Below are 20,604 nucleotides of genomic sequence, written 5' to 3'. Positions count from 1 at the left end.
AACCGGTACGGGGACCGTGTCAGGCGGGCAGTTTGACTGGGGCGGTCGCCTCCTAAAGAGTAACGGAGGCGCCCCAAGGTTCCCTCAGAATGGTTGGAAATCATTCGCAGAGTGCAAAGGCAAAAGGGAGCTTGACTGCGAGACTGACAAGTCGAGCAGGGACGAAAGTCGGGCTTAGTGATCCGGTGGTACCGCATGGAAGGGCCATCGCTCAACGGATAAAAGCTACCCTGGGGATAACAGGCTTATCTCCCCCAAGAGTCCACATCGACGGGGAGGTTTGGCACCTCGATGTCGGCTCATCGCATCCTGGGGCTGAAGTAGGTCCCAAGGGTTGGGCTGTTCGCCCATTAAAGCGGTACGCGAGCTGGGTTCAGAACGTCGTGAGACAGTTCGGTCCCTATCTGTCGTGGGCGTAGGAAATTTGAGAGGAGCTGTCCTTAGTACGAGAGGACCGGGATGGACGCACCGCTGGTGTACCAGTTGTTCCGCCAGGAGCACAGCTGGGTAGCTAAGTGCGGACGGGATAAGCGCTGAAAGCATCTAAGCGTGAAGCCCCCCTCAAGATGAGATTTCCCAAGTTAGTAAGACCCCTTGAAGACGACGAGGTTGATAGGCCTGAGGTGGAAGTGCAGCAATGTATGGAGCTGACAGGTACTAATCGGTCGAGGGCTTATCCAAAACTCTACCCACCAAAGTGACGTAAAGCTTCGAAGCTGAGTCCGATTACTTTGGCGGGGCCCGGAAAGGCAAACGCAAATTTGTTTCGTATCCAGTTTTCAAGGATTAATACCTTGAAAATCGTTTGGTGGCGATGGCGGAGGGGTTCCACGCGTACCCATCCCGAACACGGCCGTTAAGCCCTCCAGCGCCGATGGTACTTGGACCGAAGGGTCCTGGGAGAGTAGGACGCCGCCAAGCAAGATAGAAGAGCACCGCTGATAACTCGGCGGTGCTTTTTGCATTATCGGAAATGTTACAGCGTGATGAAACGGATATTACGTTATTGCGGACACTGGGGGATGGAGAGGGGAAACTTAACGGAGGAGGCTAACGGACATGAGCGACGTTATTTGCTCCAAAATGAGGGGTTAGAAATTCTAACGGACCGAGCGGACCTTATTTCACTCAGATTGGCGTCAAAGTCCGAATTTTTGGCCTAATAGAGTCGTCTGAGTCCGTTAGAATGGGAAATACCCGGGAAATGGGCGAATAAGGTCTTTCCTGTCCGTTAAAATTTACCACATGATGAAGAAGGTCAGTTTCAAGCAAGGATGCCGCCAAGCAAAGAAGAAGAGAGCACTTTTTGTATTGTTAAATACCGAGGTGGACATGGATGGTTCAAGCAAACGGACCGAGCGGGCCTTATTCCCTCAGATCGGCGTAAATGACCTTATTTTTAGTTCGATAACGCTGTCTGGCTCCGTTACAATGGGAAATATCCGGGAAATGGACGTTTATCGTTATTCCGGTCCGTTAAGCTCAAAAACATTGTGGAGACGCTTTATTTCGAAATACGGGGCACCAGTTGTGGTTAAAATATTTTCATTTAAAAACTAAGAAATGTCCACTTATCTGAAAAATCTATAGTTTTCCAATGGTAGCGTTTACATTATAATAAAACCAACTTGATCCTAAGGTATCAGCTCAGGAAGAACAAGAAGGGATGAGAAGAAATGGTAAACGTTCGAAAACTGCCGATTTTGCTGGGCACACTGATCTTCGTTACGGCAGTGGCGCTTGCGGGCTGTGGAGGTGGTAACGCGGTTAACGGAAGTCAAGGAGCTTCTCCCAATTCGTCAAACGGAAGCGAACCCGCAGCGGAAACGGCCGCTCCGGCGAACGAAGGTACAGACAAGGAACCCGTAACGCTGAAATACACGTTTTGGGGCAGCCCTCAGGAGAAGAAAGCCGTGGAGGAGGCGACGAAAAAGTTCACCGAGAAATATCCCTGGATTACCGTCAACGCTGTGCATATTCCCGAAAGCGACTACGATGCCAAACTTACCGCGATGGTCGCGGCTAATGAAACGCCGGACGCCGGTTATGTGCATGGGGAGCTGGGGGAGGCCTGGCAAAAGGAAGGGAAATTCATCAACTTCAACGAGATGTTCGCCAAGGATACGGAGCTGAAAAAAGAGGACTTCCTCGACTATATCTGGTTTAACGGCGACGATCCGAGCTACACCTGGGGCATCAGCACGGCGGGCGAAACGTTCGCGTTGTTCTACAATAAGGACTTATTCGAGGAGGCCGGCGTGGAAATGCCTCCCGCCAAGGCGGAGGACGCTTGGACGTGGGAACAGTTCGTGGAAGCCGCCAAAAAGCTGACGATCGACAAAAACGGTAAAAACGCCACGGACCAGGGTTTCGATAAGGCCAATATCAAGCAATTCGGCGTTTCGTTCGAGAACTGGTACGGTCCGGTGATGGCGCACATCGTCAACAACGAAGGCGACCTCGTTTCGGCGGACGGGACGAAGTTCGCTCTCGATCAGCCGGAAGCGGTGGAAGCGATCCAGCGGCTGGCCGACCTGATCAACGTTCACCATGTCGCGCCCAACCCGGTGCAGGCTAAATCGATCCCGTCCCAGGCGGTCGCTTTGCAATCCAAGCTGGTGGCGATGAGTATGCACGGGCAGTGGATCAACCTCGATCTTGGGGCGGCCAAGGTTAATTACGATATCGGCGTGCTCCCGAAAATGAAGCGCAGCGTCGCCATGGGTATCAGCGGCGTCAGCGCCATGTTCAAATCGACGAAACATCCGGAAGAAACATGGCTGCTCACCAAATTCCTCGCCGATCCTTCCGGAGCGCTGAATTTATACCGGGACGGCCTCTGGATGCCAACGCTCAAGAAATGGTACACGGATCCGGCGCTTGTCGCCCAGTGGGCGGAGAACAATCCGTCGCACCCGCCCGGCTTCAAGGAAGCTTTTCTGAACAACCTGCTGAACAACAGCACGCCATCGCCGGTCTACTACGTGAAAAATTTCGGCAAAGTCAGTTCCATGGCGTTTTCTGCGCTGGATCCCGTATGGCTCGGTAAGCAATCGGCCGATGAAGCGATGAAAGAAGTCGCTTCAAAGGTGCAGCCGGAAATCCAGGGCCGTTACGGCAGGTAGAGAAACCGGCGCTTAGGGGAGGCGCGCGTTGGACACGTTTGGTCTGCATCAGGGCCGCGCGCTCCCGGTGCAGGGAGGAGGAGAAGCTTATGAGATCTGTCGCTGAAACACCCCGTCAAGCGGCGTTTGATCCGCTGCAAGGCATCCGGAGACGAAGGCGCAAAGAACTGAAATACGGTTTGTTGTTTGCTTCTCCGGTGCTGCTTGGCTACTTGATTTTTGTGCTGGGTCCGCTTGTATTCACGTTTTTGCTCGGATTTACCGAATACAGCATGGTCGGGAGCCCGAAGTTCGTGGGCTTGGAGAATTTCGCGCGCCTGTTTACCGGCAAGGAGCCGCTTTTTTATGACGCCACCTTCAGCACACTGTATTACGTATTCGTCAGCGTTCCGCTCGGCATCGCGTTTTCCTTTTGTCTAGCGCTGCTGCTTAACAGCAAAATTAAAGGAAGGGCGTTTTTCCGCGGTTTGTTTTACCTGCCGGTCGTCATCCCGCTCGCCGCGTCTTCGATCATTTGGCTGTGGATGCTGCAGCCGGATTTCGGAATCGTCAATTATGCGCTTGGTTTACTCCATTTGCCTAAGTTTTCCTGGCTATCCTCGGACACGACCGTCATTCCGACCTTGATCCTCTTCAGCTTATGGTTGACGGGGAACACGATGGTGATTTTCCTGGCCGGTCTGCAAAATATTCCGGCTCATCTGTACGAGGCGGTCGAGGTGGACGGTGGCCACACGCTGCATAAAATTGGGTACATTACGCTGCCGATGAGCTCTCCGATCATTTTTTTCAACACGGTCATCGGGTTCATTAATGCGTTTCAGACCTTCGTGCAACCCGCGGTCATGACGCAGGGCGGACCGGACAACGCGAGTTACCTGATCGTGTATTACTTGTTCAAGGAAGGGTTTCAGTTTACGAAGTTCGGTACGGCCAGCGCCGTTGCGACCTTGTTGTTTCTAGTCGTTCTGCTGTGCACGTTCGTCCTCTTCAAATTTTCGAATTCGCTGGTTTATTATGAAGGGCGGGAAAGAGGCAGATGAAAGTACGTAAAATCGCCGTTCGCTTGAGCCTATATGCTGTGTTGACGTTGGGCGGGCTCGTGTTTGTTTTTCCTTTCTATTGGATGCTGCGGACGGCGTTTGTGGGCATGGACGGCCTGTTTGCAATTCCGCCGGATATCGTGCCTGACTTCCTAAGGTTTGACAACTTTGCCGAGGCGCTTTCCAGCAACCCGTTTGGCCGCTATTTCTGGAACAGTACCGTCGTCACGGCGCTTTCCATGGCCGGCGTCGTCCTTTCGAGCTCGGTGTGCGCGTACAGCTTTTCCCGGATTTCGTGGGCCGGCAGAGACAAAATATTCGGCTTTATCCTTACCGGATTGATGATGCCTTTTTTTGTCGTGATGATTCCGCATTTTCTCGGCTGGAAAACCCTCCATTTGACCGATACGCTCGTTCCCCTGATTGCACCGGCCTGGTTCGGAGGAGGGGTGTTCAACATTTTTCTGCTGCGCCAGTTTTTTCTGACGATCCCGCGGGAAATGGACGAAGCGGCCAAGATGGATGGTGCCGGGCATTTCCGGATTTACTGGAACGTGATTATGCCGATTGGCAGGCAATCGCTTATCGTCGTCGGCATGCTGACTTTCCTGGCCAACTGGAACGATTATCTGGCTCCCATGGTGTTCATTTCCTCGGAAAAAAATTACACGCTGATGCTGGGGCTCACTTTGTTCCAGGGCACGTATTCGGCACAATGGCATCTAATGATGGCCGCAACCGCCATTATCGTGCTGCCTTCGCTCGCGGTATTTCTCGTTGGCCAGCGGTTTTTCGTGGAGGGAATCGCCATGAGCGGCGTAAAAGGCTAAACGGATTAGCAGAATTTTTGGAATAAAATGCAGGAAATAGTCCCTTTCATACCAAATTATTCTATTATAATGAGGCATAAGGAGGGAGGCAAATGCTGCATTTTCTATTGGTCGATGATGAGCCCGGCCACGTGATCGGGTTCACCAGGCTGCTTGGCAAGCTGCGGCCGGGCGATACCGTAAGTTCCGCGCGCAGCGGCGAGGAGGCTTTGCGTCTGTGTGAAGGCAGGATGTTCGACCTTATCTTTACGGATATCCGGATGCCGCATATGACCGGGCTGGAATTTATGGAAAAGCTTGATCCGGCAAACCGGGCGAAGGTGGTTGTGCTGAGCGGTTACGATTTTTTCGAATATGCGCAGAAAGCGCTTACGTTTGGAGCGTTTGGCTATTTGCTGAAGCCGGTTGATGCCGCTAAGCTGCAGGAGGTATTCGCGCGGGCAGAGCAGATGAGCGAGCGGGAGCGGCATGACCGCTTAAGGCAGCAGGAGTTGGCGGAAAGGATAGATCGCATGGAGCCGGCGTACAGCGGAAAGCTGCTGCAAGCGTGGATCGACGGCACCATCAGCGGCGAGCGGCTGACGGAGCTTAAGGATATTTTGCCTCTTAACGGTGCGGGAACGGCCGTCTGCGTAAGGCGAAAATATTCCTTCGGCCGGGAGGAGGCGGGCCGGATCCAATCCCGGCTTCGCGAGTACGGCGACTGCTTCTGCTTCGTTAGCGAACATGACGACGAGGAGTTGATCTGCATGCTCGGCGATGGCATTGATCCGCAGGCGGCCGGGCGGGTCTTCGAGGAACCGGAGCTGCGGCTCGGCGTGGGGCATCTATCGGCCGGGATCGGAAGCCGCAGGGATCATCTGCTGGAGGAGGCCCACATCAGTGTCCGCGAAGCCCGGTTCGCCAGGCTTGAGCAATTCTACGAGGAAGATCAAACCGTTTTCGCGTTTGGTGCCAGCCATTTGGACCGGGAACGCATTCCGGCGCTGGCTTCCGCCGCGGAAACCGCGCTGAAGGAAGCGCTCCGCGGCGGAGACGAACAAACCGCGAAAAACGCGCTCACCGCCATATTCCGCGAATGGCGCAGCCGTCCCTATCCCCTGCCGCATCGTTTGCGCGACAAGTGCAAGCTGCTGCTGGTCAAAACGATCGAGGATCACGATATCCTCAGGGAAGGCAGCTTGCATGACGATTTTTTGCGGGAGATCGAGGTTTTGACCGAGCATGCGGCCGCCTATTCCCAATTGGAAGGGGGCGCGCTTGATGTGGTGGTCCGCGCTGTCCGCACGATCAAGGAATGGAAGGAAAATCACCGTCATCAGCTCGTTCAGCGCTGCCTGGCATATATCGACGAGCATTACCGGTCCGACATTTCGCTCGAATCCGCGGCGCAGCGCTTTGGACTCAGCGCAGGTTACTTCAGCCAATATTTTAAAACCAAGCTGAAAATCAATTTTACGGCATACCTGAACCAGGTCCGTTTGTCCAAAGCCAAAGCCATGTTGGAACATGAAACCTTACGCGTCTACAAAATCGCCGAAGAGGTAGGCTACCAGGATGTGAAGTATTTCAACCGCGTGTTTAAAAAAGAATTCGGAATGACGCCGGAGGAGTACCGCAAGACGATCCGCATCCTGCACCAAAAGCGGGGGTAGCCAGAAGATGCGGCGCGCTCTCCGCCGGTTCGCCCGGCTCAAGTTCCGGACTAAACTGATCGTTTCCTATGTTTTCCTCATCACGTTCCCCATGATTCTCATCAGTTACGCCTATTACAAAACCAGCTCTGACATCATTCTGAAGCATGCCAGCGACAGCATGCAGGAAGTCGTTCAGAAAAACAACCAATATACCGACATTGTGCTAAACCGGGTCAAGGATCAGTCACTATCGCTGCTGGCCGATCCGGATTTATTCCAGCTGTTCGACAGGCCGCCGCCGACGGACCTGCTGGAACTTCTGCAAATGGACCGAAAAGTATCGGAGATCCTGGGCACGTATTACGCCTCGGAGCCAAGCGTTGAAAGCGTTCAGCTTGTCACCAGCTATTACAGCTTTGGCGGAACGGCCATCCTGACCTCCAGGCCGACTTTCGTCTCGGTCAAACCGGACAAGCTGCACGCATCCAAGCTCTACCGGGACACGCTCCGGGCCGACGGCAAACTGATCTGGATTCCCACGTACGATTTCGCCAAGCAGTTCGACCAGGAGGAGCTTAGAGATTTAGATCCGCGATACCGCTATGTTTTCTCCGCCTCCCAGCTGCTGAAGAGCTCCATCGTCCAGGACGGCGTGGTCAAGAGCTGGGGAGAGCGCACCGAGAATCCGCTCCTGCTCATAGGCTTCAACGAAAGCTTTTTCCGTTCGCCCCAGGCCGGCAAGACAGCGCTCGATGGCTCCTACATGTTCGTCGTTTCCCCGCAAGGAGAAATCGTGGCTCATCCGGATATCGTTAAGCTTACGAGTACTGAGGCAGCGGATTGGCTGGACGAGGCGGCCGCATTCAAGACCGGGACGGCGATTTCCCAAATAAACGGAAAAAAGATGCTGGTCTGCTACGATACGTCGGAAATTACCGGTTGGATCAGCGTGCTGGTCGTTCCTTACGATAGGCTGCTAAGCGATCTTCCTTTGGTCCATACGTACAGCTTGTACATCGCGGCCGTGCTGATCACCGTTTCGATCGCCGTCGCCTACATGATCTCGGGCTGGCTGACGATTCCGATCAGAAAGCTGCTGGTGGCGATTCAACTGACCGGGAGCGGCGTGTTTTCGACCAAAATCCCGGAACAAAGCGACTTGGAATTCGGCATTCTGATCAATAAATTTAATCTGATGAACGAAAAAATCAGCGACCTGATCAACGAAAACTACGAGACTCGGCTCAGGGAGAAGGAGGCCGAAATCATGGCGCTTAATCTCCAACTCAATCCCCATTTTTTGTACAACACGCTTAACGTCATTAATTGGATGGCGCTCGAGCGAAATGAGGAGGCGATCAGCAAAATGCTCGTCTGCTTATCGACCATGCTTCAATATACGGTCAAAAACAAACAGGAGCCGGTCGCTTTCGGCGACGATTCGGCCTGGCTCAAAAGCTACCTGCACATCATGGAACAGCGGTATTCCGGAGTATTTGAGGCAAGGTGCGAGTTTGAACTTATTCCGCCGGATTGCAAGGTTCCGAAAATGTTTTTGCAGCCGATTGTCGAAAATGCGATCATTCACGGTTTTGCTTTACGGACCAGCGGCGGATTGCTGCGCATTGCCGGCCATGAGGAGGAAGGCACGCTGGTGTTTACGGTGGAGGACAACGGGCGCGGCATGGATGAAGAAACGCTTGCTGCCGCGCTGAATCCGGAAGCGCCCGGAGTTGGCCTGGCCAACGTGATGAACCGGATCAAGCTGCTTTACGGGGAAACGTACGGGGCCACGATTCGTTCGGCTCCGGACCAGGGGACACGGGTGACCGTCCGGCTGCCAAAGCGGACGTAAGAAACGAAAGCAGGCGTTTTTCATTATCCTGAAAGGAGGTGATGGTTTTAGCTTGGCGCGGGTTACAAAGAAAATAAAACAAACCGGGATCGGAGGAGAGGGCTGCTGAATCTAATTTCTGAATGGAAATGAAAAGGAGCGGTGAAATGATGGGACATGAACGGACGTTATCGAAACCTTTGAAGTTGATGCTCGGATTGTTTGTCGCCAGCGCGCTGGCAGTGGCAATTCCGAAAGCGGCCTCGGCCTATACGTTGTCAAACAGTGAGTTTCAAGTTACGACCGGAAACCATGGAGAAATCACGAACCTGCAAATCGTCGGGGACAGCTTCCCGACCAATTACGTGATGAACGCCACCAACGCTCCACAGCAGAACACATCCGACCATCAATGGGTTGGCGAGCTGATGTTTACCTATCGGCTGGGAAGCGGTTCCTGGACGAAGGCCTGGACCAACCGTTCGGCGGACGGGCGGACGCAAAACCAATCCGGCAACACGGTAAACATAACTTATCAGAACTCCAGCAATGCGGAGGGCATTCGCAACTTCAAAGTGGACGAGTCCTACGCTCTCCAAAACGACCATTTGCGCTGGTCGATCACGGTAACCAATACCAGCAATCAGACGCTCGAAATCGGAGACTTCGGTCTTCCGCTTCCCTTCAATGAATACTGGTCCGCAGGAGGGGGCGAGCAGATCTACGAGTCGCGGGTCGTCACTCATTCCAACGTAGCAAACAACAATTCCTACATTACCGTGCAGCGGCCGAGCGGGATCGGTAATACGCTGCTGATGGTGCCGGATGCTTCGACCGGAGCCGGGTTCGAGTATATGGACAACTGGCGCGTTGAAGAGCACCCGGGCAGCAAATGGGCGGCCGATGAGGGCGGCTGGCCCGAAGGGCTGACCGTGTTCTACATCCACTCCAACGTGATCAAAAGCACGAACCGCGGGTATTTGCCAAACACAAGCTTGGTGCTGGCGCCGGGTGCCAGCAAGACGTACACCTTCAAATTTTTCAAGGCGGCAAATGAACAAGCGGTAAAGGACCGGCTGTACGCGGAAGGACTGATCGACTTCACCGTCGTGCCGGGGATGATCGTGCCGACCGACCAGACGGCGAAATTCAGCCTGCGGACCACGAAACCGGTGGGCTCGATCGTCGCCCAATATCCGTCGCAAACGACGATCACTCCGCTCGGGACCGCGCCGGGCGGCCACCGTTTGTATTCGTTAACCTTAAGCCGGCTGGGGCAAAACGATATTACCGTCAACTACGGCAACGGCGAAAAAACCGTGCTGCAGTTTTACGCGATCGAACCGGTCGCCAACGCTTTGCAGCGCCATGCCACGTTTATGGTGAACAACCAGCAGTGGAACGTACCGGGCGATATTCGCGACAAAGTGTTCGACGACTGGATGATGCAATCCAACTCCCGCCGCAACGTGTTTAACGGTTATTGGGGCTGGGGCGACGATTGGGGGCTGACGCACGGGCAGTTCCTGGCCGAGAAAAACGTGCAGAAACCGGTCGCCACGGAAATCGAAGCGGTGGACAAGTATTTGGAAACAGCGATTTGGACCAACTTGATGAACGGCCATCATGAGGATTATCTGATTCATGATTTCCTGATGCCGGAGCCGAACACGACGCCGACGTACCGGGGCTACGCTTATCCGCATGTCTACAACACATATTTCAGCATGTACAAGCTCGCCAAAATGTACCCGGACATGGTCGATTACATTCACCCGCGCACAACCTATTTGCTGCGCGCCTACAATATTTTTAAGGCGCTTTACGACGGACCGGTCGCTTACAACTGGAACACCGGCTTGATGGGAGAGATGTCGACACCCGAGATCATCAAAGCGCTGCGAGAGGAAGGCTACACTTCCCAGGCCAATGACATCGTCAGCAAAATGAACACCAAATACAACAATTTCAAAAACACAACCTACCCGTACGGCTCCGAGTACAACTACGACAACACCGGGGAGGAGTCGGTGTACACCTTGGCCAAAATGAACAACAACCTGTCGATGATGGGCAAAATCAACACAAAGGTGCGGGCGACGCGCGGGGCTATGCCGCTGTGGTACTTCTACTCCGTGCCGGTGACGATTACCGGGGAGCCGTGGTGGAACTTCCAGTACACCGTTGCGCTGCAAGGCTATGCGATGGATGACTGGGTACGCAATCATTCGGCCAATCCGGAGGTCGAGCAGCGTTTGACCTATGCCTCGAAGCTCGGCAACTTAAGCGCGATCAATTCCGGGCAAATCAGCTCGGACCCGGCGGATATCGGGGCGGTCGCATGGACGTATCAAATGACCAAAGGCAACCACGGGGCGCTGGGCGTCGGGGGCGGGCCGCTGTTTAACGGCTGGCGCGGCATGTCCGGCGAAGCCGACTTGGGGCTGTGGGGCGCGATCAAGATTTTGAGCGCCGACGTAGCGGTCGATCCGCTGTTCGGATTGTACGGCTATGGGGCCGAGGTGACGAAGAACGGGGACAACTATGTCGTCGTTCCGAAGGACGGCGTATTCCAAAAGCTGAATCTGATTACGGAAAAGCTCAGCATGGCGCTGGAGCGGGACACGTATACGACAGCCACGGTAGCTACCGCCAAGGATTACGTCAACTTCTCGCTGAAAAACGCGACGCCCGGAACCGCCCATACGACGAAAGTTACCTTTAACGGTTTGGCGCCGGGCTCCTACAATGTGTTGATCAACGATGGCGTTGTCGGCAGCGTAACCGCGGCGAACGGAGCGCCTACGATCGTCAGCCTGAATATCGGTGCGGCCGCCACCTACGATATCAAGCTGCAGAAGGACGGCGATCCCGAGGGTCCGGTGGATGTGGCGCCGCTGGCCACGGCATCAACCTCTTACGTTTCGCCGTGGGAGAGCCTGTCCGGACTGAATGACGGGTATACGCCGACCAGTTCGGCCGATCGGGGCCATCCCGTTTACGGCAATTGGGACAACCCGAACACCACGCAGTGGGTGCAATACGATTGGAATCAAAATTATACGATCGACCGGATGGATGTGTACTGGTTCGACGACGATCAGGGCATCGACCTGCCAGCGTCCTACACGATCCAGTATTGGAACGGCTCGGCATGGGTGAACGTTAGCGGCGCGTCGGGTTACGGCGTATCGCCCAACCAGTACAACACAACCACGTTCACGCCGGTGACGACAAACAAGATCCGGCTGAACATCGCCGCCAAAGCAACGACATCCACCGGCATCCAAAGCTGGAGGGTGTACGGGTCTTGAAAGGCGGGAAGAGTAGGCTCAACGGCACCGTTGTGAACCGATAGGAAAGCGTTAAGCAAGGCTGCCCTGTAGCTGAGGGGCAGCCTTGCTTAATGTATGCGGCGTTATAGACTAGATTGTGTCTGGATGACATAATAAATTTTAGAAAAAGCAGGACATTTATCTTGATAGCTGACAAGGTTGACTAATGAGTCACGGATTGGAGGAAGGCGAATATGCCGAAAGCGGACAATATGCTGGCGGTTTTATGGCTGCTGAAATCAAGGGGGCGTGTGACGGCACACCAGCTGGCGGAAGAATTGGAAGTGCATGTTCGCACCATCTATCGCTGCATCGATGCCTTATGCGTATCCGGCGTTCCTATCGTTTCGGAAACGGGTCGCGACGGAGGTTACTATATTCCCGATCGGGTTAAACTGGAACCCTTGTTTTTTGACGCCGAGGAGCAAAAAGCGCTTGTTCATGCCGCAGCCTTCGCACGGGAAGCGGGTTATCCGTTTGAATCGGCGCTCGATCGGGCCTTGTCCAAAATAAAGCGCTATGCGACCCCGGATCAGCTTGAACGCCTGGAGCGTCACGAAACCCGCCTTGAGGTGATACAACAGCCTTCCACGGCTTCCCGGATCCCCGTATTAACCGAACTCGAACTTTGCATCGAGCGGCAGTTCAGCCTTGAAATCATCTACCGGACCGGATATGACGGTTCCCGGACGAAGCGGCTCATGGACCCTTACGGTCTCGTTCATTGGAAGGGCAAATGGTATGTCGTCGGTTACTGCCATTTGCGTGAAGAAATCCGCAGCTTCCGCGTCGACCGAATCGGTGGATTGGCACGGATCGGGAACGAGTTTGAACGTCCGCCGCATTTTTCGGCACGGGATTTTTTGCTGGACAGCCTGCTGCCGGATTCGGATCCGGAGCCGGACGGGAGTTCCCTGGTTTCGGTCATTATCGAAGGAAATCCCCAGGCGTTGGACGATCTGTGCGGGCATTGGCTGATGGGCCGCGCTTTGGCGGAACGGACAGAGCACCGCGCGCATTTCCGGCTGGACGAATTGAACTTGTACACCCAGCTTCCTTATTATTTATTGACGTTTGGCGGCAAAATCCGCATCATCGAACCCGAGGAATTGCGGACATGCCTGGTCGAGATCACGGCCTCGCTGCTTGATCATCATCGATCATAATTTTTTTAAACTGACCGATTCTGTCAGGGTTTAACTTTATAATGTAGGAGAATCAGAAGGCCGGGGGTGAAGGGATGGTAAGCTCTATTTTCAAGGAAGAAATCAGAAAGGCCACGGGAAGATCGTGGGAGGATTGGGTCGCGGCGCTGGAAGGTACGGTTGATCCGGGATGGTCGCATGAGCAAATTAAACAGGCAATTCACGAGCAGCATCACGTGTCGGAAGATTGGAGTGAATGGATCGCCACGATGTACGCTCCGTTAATGGGACGAGTCCCTGTCGGGACGACCAAGGATGCGGGCGTGCAGATCGGGGTCAGAAGGACGTTGGCCGCTTCAAAGGAACAGGTTTGGGAGTTTCTCACGACTTCCGCAGGGTTGCCATTATGGATCGGGGATGTCTCGTCGTTCAAACTGGAGGTGGGGCATGAATTTACGTCAAAAGAAGGGGTGTCCGGTAAAATAACGGTGGTCAAGCCTTACCATAAGTTGCGTTTGACCTGGAAACGCCCGGAGTGGGACCAGTTTTCCCGCTTGCAGCTTTATGTACTATCGACGAATCCCGGCAAAACGACCGTTTCGATCCACCAGGAAATGCTGGAGGATGTTTTTATCCGGGACATGATGAAACGCCACTGGGAAAACGTGCTTGCTGAGCTCAAGCAGCAGTTGGAAGAGGCTCCTTAGAGGGGCCGCGTTAGCAATGTCCGAATGCCTGCTATTCGGGTATCGCTTCCGCCAAGAGTTAAAATGGAACCCCTTGCAACTTTGCAGGGGGTTCTCTTACTGGTCAGAAACCGTCCCAAACGATAGTCTGTTCGGCGGGCAAACGGGTGGAAGGCCGGGCGGGCTGGGCCGCTTTCCCGACTGCGACGAGCATCACGGGGATATAACGCGACGGTATGTTAAACGCCTCGATTAATGCGGCGGGATCGTAACCGCCCATCGGGCAGGTGTCGTACCCGATCGCTTTGGCGGCGAGCATCAGCTGCATGGCGGCAAGGGAAGCGTTGCGGATTGCTTCGTCCCGGGGAACTTGCGGGTTGTTCAAATAGGCCGCTTCGATTTGACCGATCAGGTTTGCTTTGACTTCTTCCGGCATCAGTCCGGCAGCTACGTCGCGGCTCAAAATCATTTCCGCGTCACGATAGGCCTCAAGGTCTCCCAGGACAGCGATCACGGCGGAAGCTTTCACCACCTGCCGCTGACCGTACGCAACGGGGAGCAGCTTCTCTTGGAGCATTGGATCGGCGATCACAAGAAATTTCCAGGGCTGAAGATTCCAGGCCGACGGGGCGCTCCCCGCCATCTCAAGAAGAAAGGTAATTTCGCTTTCGCTCAGCTTATGTGCAGGATCAAAGTGCTTGACCGCATGGCGTTCCCGCAAAACGGTAAAAAAGTCGGCTTGTACTGTGGATGTCATCAAATCCACTCCTTAGTTGTAAATTTTTCTTTATAAACATGCCGGAGTCTCCAAGCCCCGGCCCGCTAACGGACCGTAGCGCCCATATTTGTCCGAAAAGACGGAGTTTGAAATTCTAACGGACATGAGTGCTCTTATTTGCCCCAAAAAGGCTCAAAATGAGCGCTGAACCGCCAAATAAGGTCTCTGGTGTCCGTTACATCCCGAATGCTCCCGTTTTCGCTGAAATAACGGCGCTGGTGTCCGTTAGAATCCAAAGGGTGGTGCAGATTGGTTAAGTTGCTTCGCCTCCCGAGCGAACCGCGGATTTTTCGGACTTGTTGTTTTCGATCTTGCTTTTTCCACCCTTGTTGTTTCCGCCCCTGCTTGTTTCGCCCTTGCTTTTGGCGCTCAAGAGATTCGCCCCCGTCACGCCGGCGATGATCAGCAGCGAGCCGATCACATGATACACGGTCACGTTCTCGCCGAGAACGATCGCCCCGGCCGCAATCGACACCACGGTCGACAAGTTGGAAAAGACGCTCACCCGGGAGGCTTCGAGCTTGGACAACGCGTAATTCGCGGTCAGCGCGGTGACGAGCGAAGACATCACGCCAAGATAACCGACCGACAGGACAAAGCTGCCGCTCCCGAGCGGCGCAAGCCAGTTCCCGAGCGTTCCGGCGGAGGCGTGCTGGGCCACCGAAACGGCCAGAAAAACGATGCAGCCGATGCCGAGCGTCAGATAGCTGATCTCCCAAGGACTGTAAAGCTTCAGCAGCGATCTTGCCAGCACGCTGTATCCGGCAAACGCAAGACCGGAAAAGAACAGCAATAAAAGACCTCCCATGTTTCCCAAGTCAATGCGGCCGTTCCCCATCACAAAAATGAACACAACGCCGAATACGGAGAGAAGGATCCCCAGTTTCTGGACCAAGGTCGTCGTTTCCTTCAAAAAGACGTAGGCCAACACCATCGTCAACACCGGCGTAAAAGCATACATAATGCCTCCCTCCGCAGAGGTGGCGTGCTGCAGACCAAACGTTTGAAACAGGAAAAACCCTAGAGGATAGAACGCCGCCAATAAAATCACCCGAAAGAGCGGCTTGCCGCGAAAACGAAGCTTGATCAGGCCCAGGGCCACGGGAATCGACATCGCCGCAAACGAAACGGCAAAGCGGAACGCCAGCGTATCGACCGGACCCGCGACTTCCAGCGCGATTTTCGTAAACAGAAAAGAGAAGCCGATAATCGCGGCGTTGGCGAAGGCGCAAAAATAAGCAAGAGTTCGGTTTTTGGGTTCGATATCGGACAACCTCCTTTGTAAGCTCTAGTTTGGATCATGTTCGCGAACAGTCATCCTGACAGCAATGGTATAATGAATCAGCGATCTGAAAAATCACGATTTTTCTAAACTGTACCGATACAGTTCGGAAGACCGGCACCAGCAGCAGGAGGAGGGGAGAGATAACGTGAAAAAATACATGTCGATTCTGTCCGATATCGAACGGAAAATATCCGCAGGCCGGTATCGCCCGGGGCAAAAGCTTCCGTCGGTGCGCAAGGCGGCCCAGGATTACGAATGCAGCGGCAGCACGATCATCAGGGCCTATGCGGAGCTGGAAAAGCGGCATGCGATATACTCCGTGGCGCAAAGCGGGTTTTACGTGGTCGGGCACTCTGCAGCGGCGCGGACAAGCGGCGATAGCACCACGATCGATTTTACGTCGGCGTCGCCGGATATCGACCTGTTTCCCTATCTTGATTTCCAGCACTGCCTCAACAAAGCGATCGATACGTACAGGGCCCAGCTTTTCACCTATGGAGATCCGCTAGGGATGGAGAAGCTGCGGCAAACGCTGGTTTCCCATTTGGCCGGCAACCAGGTATTCGCCAAGATGGCACATATCGCCGTGACCTCCGGCGTGCAGCAGGCGCTGGAAATTTTGGCGAAAATGCCTTTTCCGAACGGAAAGATGGCCATCCTGGTCGAGCAGCCGAGCTATGATATTTATTTGCGCTTTCTTGCGGCGGAGGGCATCCCCGTACAAGGAATCGCACGTACTGCGGAAGGGATCGATTTAAGCGAGCTGGAGGAGCGGTTCAAGAGCGGCGGGATCAAATTTTTTTACACCATGTCCCGCAATCACAACCCGCTGGGGACGACGTTAAGCACGGAGCAAAGAAAGGCTATCGCCAAATTGGCCGAAAAATACGACGTATACGTCGTTGAGGACGACTATATGGCCGATCTGGGAGATGAGCGGGGGTATCACCCGATCCATGCGTACGACAGCGCCTCGCGCGTCGTTTATTTGAAAAGCTTTTCCAAGGTCGTTTTTCCGGGGCTGCGATTGGGCGTCGCGGTGCTGCCAAGCGAGCTTCTGGAACGGTTCCGGGTCTATAAAAATTACAGCGACACCTCTTTGTTGTCCCAGGCCGCGCTGGAGGTGTATATCAAAAACGGAATGTACGAACGCCACAAGCAAACCTTATACGACCGGTATTCCGAGCGGATTCGCACGTTGTTGGAGGCGGTCAGGCGGCATGCCGAAACGGGACTGGTCCGGGTTCCGGACGTCACCTCGGGCATGTTCGCCCAACTGCAACTGCCCCAGCAGGTCAATTTGGAACGTTTGACGGAGCGGCTGTCGGCCAGAAATATCCTGGTGCTGCCCGGCAAAGCGTTTTATTTGGCGGACTATCTGGCGAGGGAGAAATTTTTGCGGATCAGCATTTCAAGGGTGCCGCTGGCGCAAATCGATACGGGCGTCAGGTTGATTGTGGAGGAAGCCGCTAGGGCGTACGGAAGATAGGGACCCTAGAGCCGTAAGCCATTCGCACCGATATTATTCCAATGGGCTTCAGCCGCTATTGCTATAGGAACCCCGTTCTTGCTGAATAATAAAATGGGAAATTTATCAACCTATAAGAGGTTGTTCAAAATAAATAGTTTCCGGCAATCCTAAAGCAAGAAGGAGTGTTCGTTCCCGATGGATCAGCATCTAGAACCGATTCCCCAGCCCAAAACCTATGGGGCGCTCGGCAACCTGCCTTTGATCGATAAAGATTTGCCTACCTTATCCTTTGCCAAACTGGCCGACGAGTTCGGACCGATTTACCGGTTCGAGATATTGGGCCGGTCCTTTATTGCCGTATCCGGGCATAAACTTGTGGCTGAGGTGTGCGATGAATCGCGTTTTGACAAAAGCATCGGCCATTTAATGAAAGTGCGTGATTTTGCCGGCGACGGCTTGTTTACGAGCCTGACGAAGGAGCCGAATTGGGCCAAAGCGCATCATATTCTCATCCCTTCTTTTAGTCAGGCGGCGATGAAGGGGTACCATGCGCGCATGGTCGATATCGCCCTGCAGCTCGTGCAAAAATGGGCCCGGCTGAACCCCGACGACAGCATCAATGTGCCGGAGGATATGACCCGGCTTACGCTGGATACGATCGGTTTATGCGGATTCGATTACCGGTTCAACAGCTACTACCGGGAAACGCCGAATCCGTTTATCGTCAGCATGGTGAACGCGCTCGACGAAGCGATGCATTATTCGAGCCGGCTGCCGATCCAGAACAAATTAATGGTGAAGAAAAAACGCCAATACGAGCGCGACATCCAATCGATGTTTTCCCTGGTCGACCGCATCATTGCCGAACGCAAGGCGAGCGGGGAGCAGGGCGGCACCGATTTGCTCGCCCGGATGCTCAGCGCCGCCGATCCGGAAACCGGGGAGCTGCTGGATGACGAAAACATCCGCTTTCAGATCATCACCTTCCTCATCGCCGGGCATGAGACGACAAGCGGCTTGCTGTCGTTTTCGATCTATTTTCTGCTGAAAAATCCGGATGTGCTGAAGAAAGCCTATGAAGAGGTGGATCAAGTTTTAACGGATCCCGTCCCCAGCTACGAGCAGGTGCGGAAGCTGAACTATATCCGCATGATGTTGGACGAATCGCTGCGGTTGTGGCCGACCGCCCCGCAAATCGGCCTGTTTGCCAAGGAGGACACCGTGATCGGCGGCAAATATGCGATCAAGAAGGGCGAAACGGTCGCGGTCATCCTGCCGAAGCTGCACCGCGACAAGGAGGCTTGGGGAGAGGACGCCGAACAATTCCGCCCGGAGCGGTTCGAAGATCCGCACAAAATACCGCACGATGCCTACAAGCCGTTCGGGAACGGGCAGCGGGCCTGCATCGGCCGGCAATTCGCCCTTCACGAAGCGGCGCTTGTCCTCGGGATGATTCTGCAGCGGTTCGAGCTCATCGATCATACGAATTATCAGCTCAAGGTCAAACAGACGTTGACGTTAAAACCGGAAGGGTTCACAATTCGGGTGGCCCCGCGTCCGACTGTAGCCAACCTTACAGGGAATGTGCTTCCCGTCAAGGAAAACGGCAAAGGACCGCTTCAAAAGCAGCAAGCGGAAACGCCCCGGCCGGCGGCGCTGGTGGGGGTCAACGACCGTCCGCTCCTGGTCCTCTACGGTTCGGATATGGGAACGGCGGAAGGGATCGCCCGGGAGTTGGCCGATCTGGCGCGCCTGCATGGGGTCCGCAGCGAAACCCAGCCTTTAAACGAGCGCATTGGGAATCTGCCCAAAGAAGGGGCGGTCATTATCGTGGCCGCCTCGTATAACGGCAAACCTCCGGCGAACGCCAGGCAGTTCGTGGAATGGCTGGAGGAAGTGGAGCCAGAGGGCCTTGCGGGCGTCAATTATACGGTGTTCGGCTGCGGCGACCGCAACTGGGCGAGCACATATCAGCATGTGCCGAAATTTATCGATGAACAAATGGAGCTCAAGGGGGCGAAACGTTTTTCGGCACGCGGCGAAGCCGACGCCAGCGGCGATTTCGAGCAGCAGCGCGAAGCGTGGGAAGCGCGGATGTGGGGTGAGGCGATGGACTTTTTCGGGCTCGCTTTGAATCCGAATGCCGAAAGGGAGCGGAGCACGTTAAGCATCCGCTTCGTAAGCGATTTGGCGGACTCGCCGCTGGTGCAGTCCTATGAAGCGGTTTCCGCCGCGGTAACGCTTAACCGGGAGCTGCAGGCCGCAGCCAGCGAACGCAGTACCCGGCATATCGAGCTGTCCCTGCCGGAAGGACTCGGCTACAACGAAGGCGATCATCTGGGCGTGCTCCCGGAAAACAGCGGCGTGCAAACCGGCCGAATTCTGAAGCGGTTCGGGTTAAGCGGGAGCGATCAAGTGATCATGACGGCCAGCGGATTCAGCGCGGCCCATTTCCCCTTGGACCGGCCGGTGAACTTGCGCGATCTTTTGGCGCATTGCGTGGAGCTCCAGGAGCCGGCAACCCGGGCGCAAATTCGCGAGCTGGCCTCCTATACGGCATGTCCGCCCCATAAACGCGAACTTGAGCAGCTGCTGGAAGGGGAAAACTACACAGCGCAGGTCCTTAAACGCCATGTCACGATGCTCGATTTGCTGGAAAAATACGCAGCGTGCGAAATTCCGTTTGAACGTTTTATGGAACTGCTGCCTCCGCTCAAGCCGAGATATTACTCGATCTCCAGTTCGCCGAAAATTTCTCCGCAAACGGCAAGCATCACCGTGGGAGTCGTTCGAGGGCCGGCCTGGAGCGGGCAGGGCGAATACCGCGGGGTAGCGTCCAATTATTTGGCGGAATCCAAACCGGGGGACCGCGTCGTCATGTTTATCCGGACGCCGGCTTCCGGGATCAGGTTGCCGGATGATCCCGGAACGCCAATCGTCATGGTTGGGCCGGGAACCGGGCTGGCGCCGTTCCGCGGTTTCCTTCAGGCGCGTTCGGCGCTCAAGCGGGAGGGGGACAGCTTGGACGCGCCATGTTGTTTTTCGGCTGCCGGAACGAGGCCGATTTTATTTACCGGGATGAGCTGGAGGGTTATGTGCGCGACGGAATCGTTTCGCTCTATAAGGCGTTCTCCCGGAAAGAAGGCGTCCCGAAAACGTATGTTCAGGACCTGATCGAACAAAATGCCGGGGAAGTGATTTCCTTGCTGGAGAGCGGCGGACATCTGTATATTTGCGGGGACGGCAGCCGCATGGCGCCGGATGTGGAAGCCCGCCTGCTTCAGTCCTACCGGAAGGTGAAAAGGAAAGGGGAGGAGGAAGCGAAGAAATGGCTGGAGAGCTTAAATGTGAAAGGGCGGTACGCCAAGGATGTTTGGACCGGGGTATAGGGGAAAATCCCACGAGATGCAAAAGTGCAGGCGGTTTTTGTCGAAA

11 protein-coding genes, 1 rRNA gene, 2 pseudogenes and 1 other annotated feature (1 of these 15 only partly in view) are annotated in these 20,604 nt (G+C 54.8%); of the genes and pseudogenes, 12 read left to right on the top strand and 2 right to left on the bottom strand.

Annotated features, from left to right (window positions below):
- Positions 1-669, top strand: a sequence feature (most likely nonfunctional fraction of RNA operon) (it extends 1,575 nt beyond the left edge of the window).
- Positions 670-804: 135 nt separating this feature from the next.
- From rrf to EHV15_RS25820, 10 genes and pseudogenes are all read left to right on the top strand, one after another.
- A 5S ribosomal RNA gene (rrf, locus tag EHV15_RS25860) occupies positions 805-921 on the top strand.
- A 755-nt stretch (positions 922-1,676) separates the two neighbouring features.
- Entirely contained in the window at positions 1,677-3,125 is a 1,449-nt protein-coding gene (locus EHV15_RS25855; protein ID WP_128633763.1) for an ABC transporter substrate-binding protein, read from the top strand.
- 89 nt (positions 3,126-3,214) lie between these two features.
- Positions 3,215-4,168, top strand: coding sequence for a carbohydrate ABC transporter permease (locus EHV15_RS25850; RefSeq protein ID WP_128633762.1), 954 nt, complete (start codon positions 3,215-3,217; stop codon positions 4,166-4,168).
- Positions 4,165-4,998: a carbohydrate ABC transporter permease gene (locus EHV15_RS25845; RefSeq protein WP_128633761.1), complete on the top strand. Its 834-nt coding sequence runs from the start codon at positions 4,165-4,167 to the stop codon at positions 4,996-4,998. The genes EHV15_RS25850 and EHV15_RS25845 overlap by 4 nt, the downstream gene beginning before the upstream one ends.
- 92 nt (positions 4,999-5,090) lie before the next feature.
- Positions 5,091-6,653, top strand: a complete 1,563-nt coding sequence (locus EHV15_RS25840; protein ID WP_128633760.1) for a response regulator — start codon at positions 5,091-5,093, stop codon at positions 6,651-6,653.
- A 7-nt stretch (positions 6,654-6,660) separates the two neighbouring features.
- Entirely contained in the window at positions 6,661-8,490 is a 1,830-nt protein-coding gene (locus EHV15_RS25835; protein ID WP_128633759.1) for a sensor histidine kinase, read from the top strand.
- A 188-nt stretch (positions 8,491-8,678) separates the two neighbouring features.
- Positions 8,679-11,360 (top strand): annotated as a pseudogene (locus EHV15_RS25830) (DUF5695 domain-containing protein); the annotation flags it as partial.
- Entirely contained in the window at positions 11,352-11,783 is a 432-nt protein-coding gene (locus EHV15_RS38430; RefSeq protein ID WP_425464489.1) for a galactose-binding domain-containing protein, read from the top strand. The pseudogene EHV15_RS25830 and the gene EHV15_RS38430, both read left to right, overlap by 9 nt.
- Positions 11,784-11,998: 215 nt before the next feature.
- Entirely contained in the window at positions 11,999-12,970 is a 972-nt protein-coding gene (locus tag EHV15_RS25825; RefSeq protein WP_128633758.1) for a helix-turn-helix transcriptional regulator, read from the top strand.
- 74 nt (positions 12,971-13,044) lie between these two features.
- Positions 13,045-13,656, top strand: coding sequence for an SRPBCC family protein (locus EHV15_RS25820; protein ID WP_128633757.1), 612 nt, complete (start codon positions 13,045-13,047; stop codon positions 13,654-13,656).
- Positions 13,657-13,759: 103 nt separating this feature from the next.
- Here the strand turns inward: EHV15_RS25820 and EHV15_RS25815 are convergent, their stop codons facing one another.
- On the bottom strand, positions 13,760-14,392 hold the full coding sequence (locus tag EHV15_RS25815) for a nitroreductase family protein (RefSeq protein WP_128633756.1): 633 nt from the start codon (positions 14,390-14,392) through the stop codon (positions 13,760-13,762).
- Between the two features lie 274 nt (positions 14,393-14,666).
- The gene (locus tag EHV15_RS25810) at positions 14,667-15,686 is read right to left on the bottom strand and encodes a DMT family transporter (protein WP_246061780.1); all 1,020 of its coding nucleotides are present in this window, start codon (positions 15,684-15,686) and stop codon (positions 14,667-14,669) included.
- A gap of 157 nt (positions 15,687-15,843) precedes the next feature.
- Between EHV15_RS25810 and EHV15_RS25805 the strand changes: the two genes are divergently transcribed.
- A complete protein-coding gene (locus EHV15_RS25805) occupies positions 15,844-17,187 on the top strand; it encodes an aminotransferase-like domain-containing protein (RefSeq protein ID WP_128633755.1) in 1,344 nt (447 codons plus the stop codon).
- A gap of 177 nt (positions 17,188-17,364) precedes the next feature.
- Positions 17,365-20,558, top strand: a pseudogene (locus EHV15_RS25800) (bifunctional cytochrome P450/NADPH--P450 reductase).
- Positions 20,559-20,604: the final 46 nt, after the last annotated feature.

Origin of the sequence: Paenibacillus oralis (assembly GCF_003863965.1) — a bacterium.
Taxonomy (GTDB): domain Bacteria; phylum Bacillota; class Bacilli; order Paenibacillales; family Paenibacillaceae; genus Fontibacillus; species Fontibacillus oralis.
This window is presented reverse-complemented; position numbering and strand designations above follow the sequence as displayed.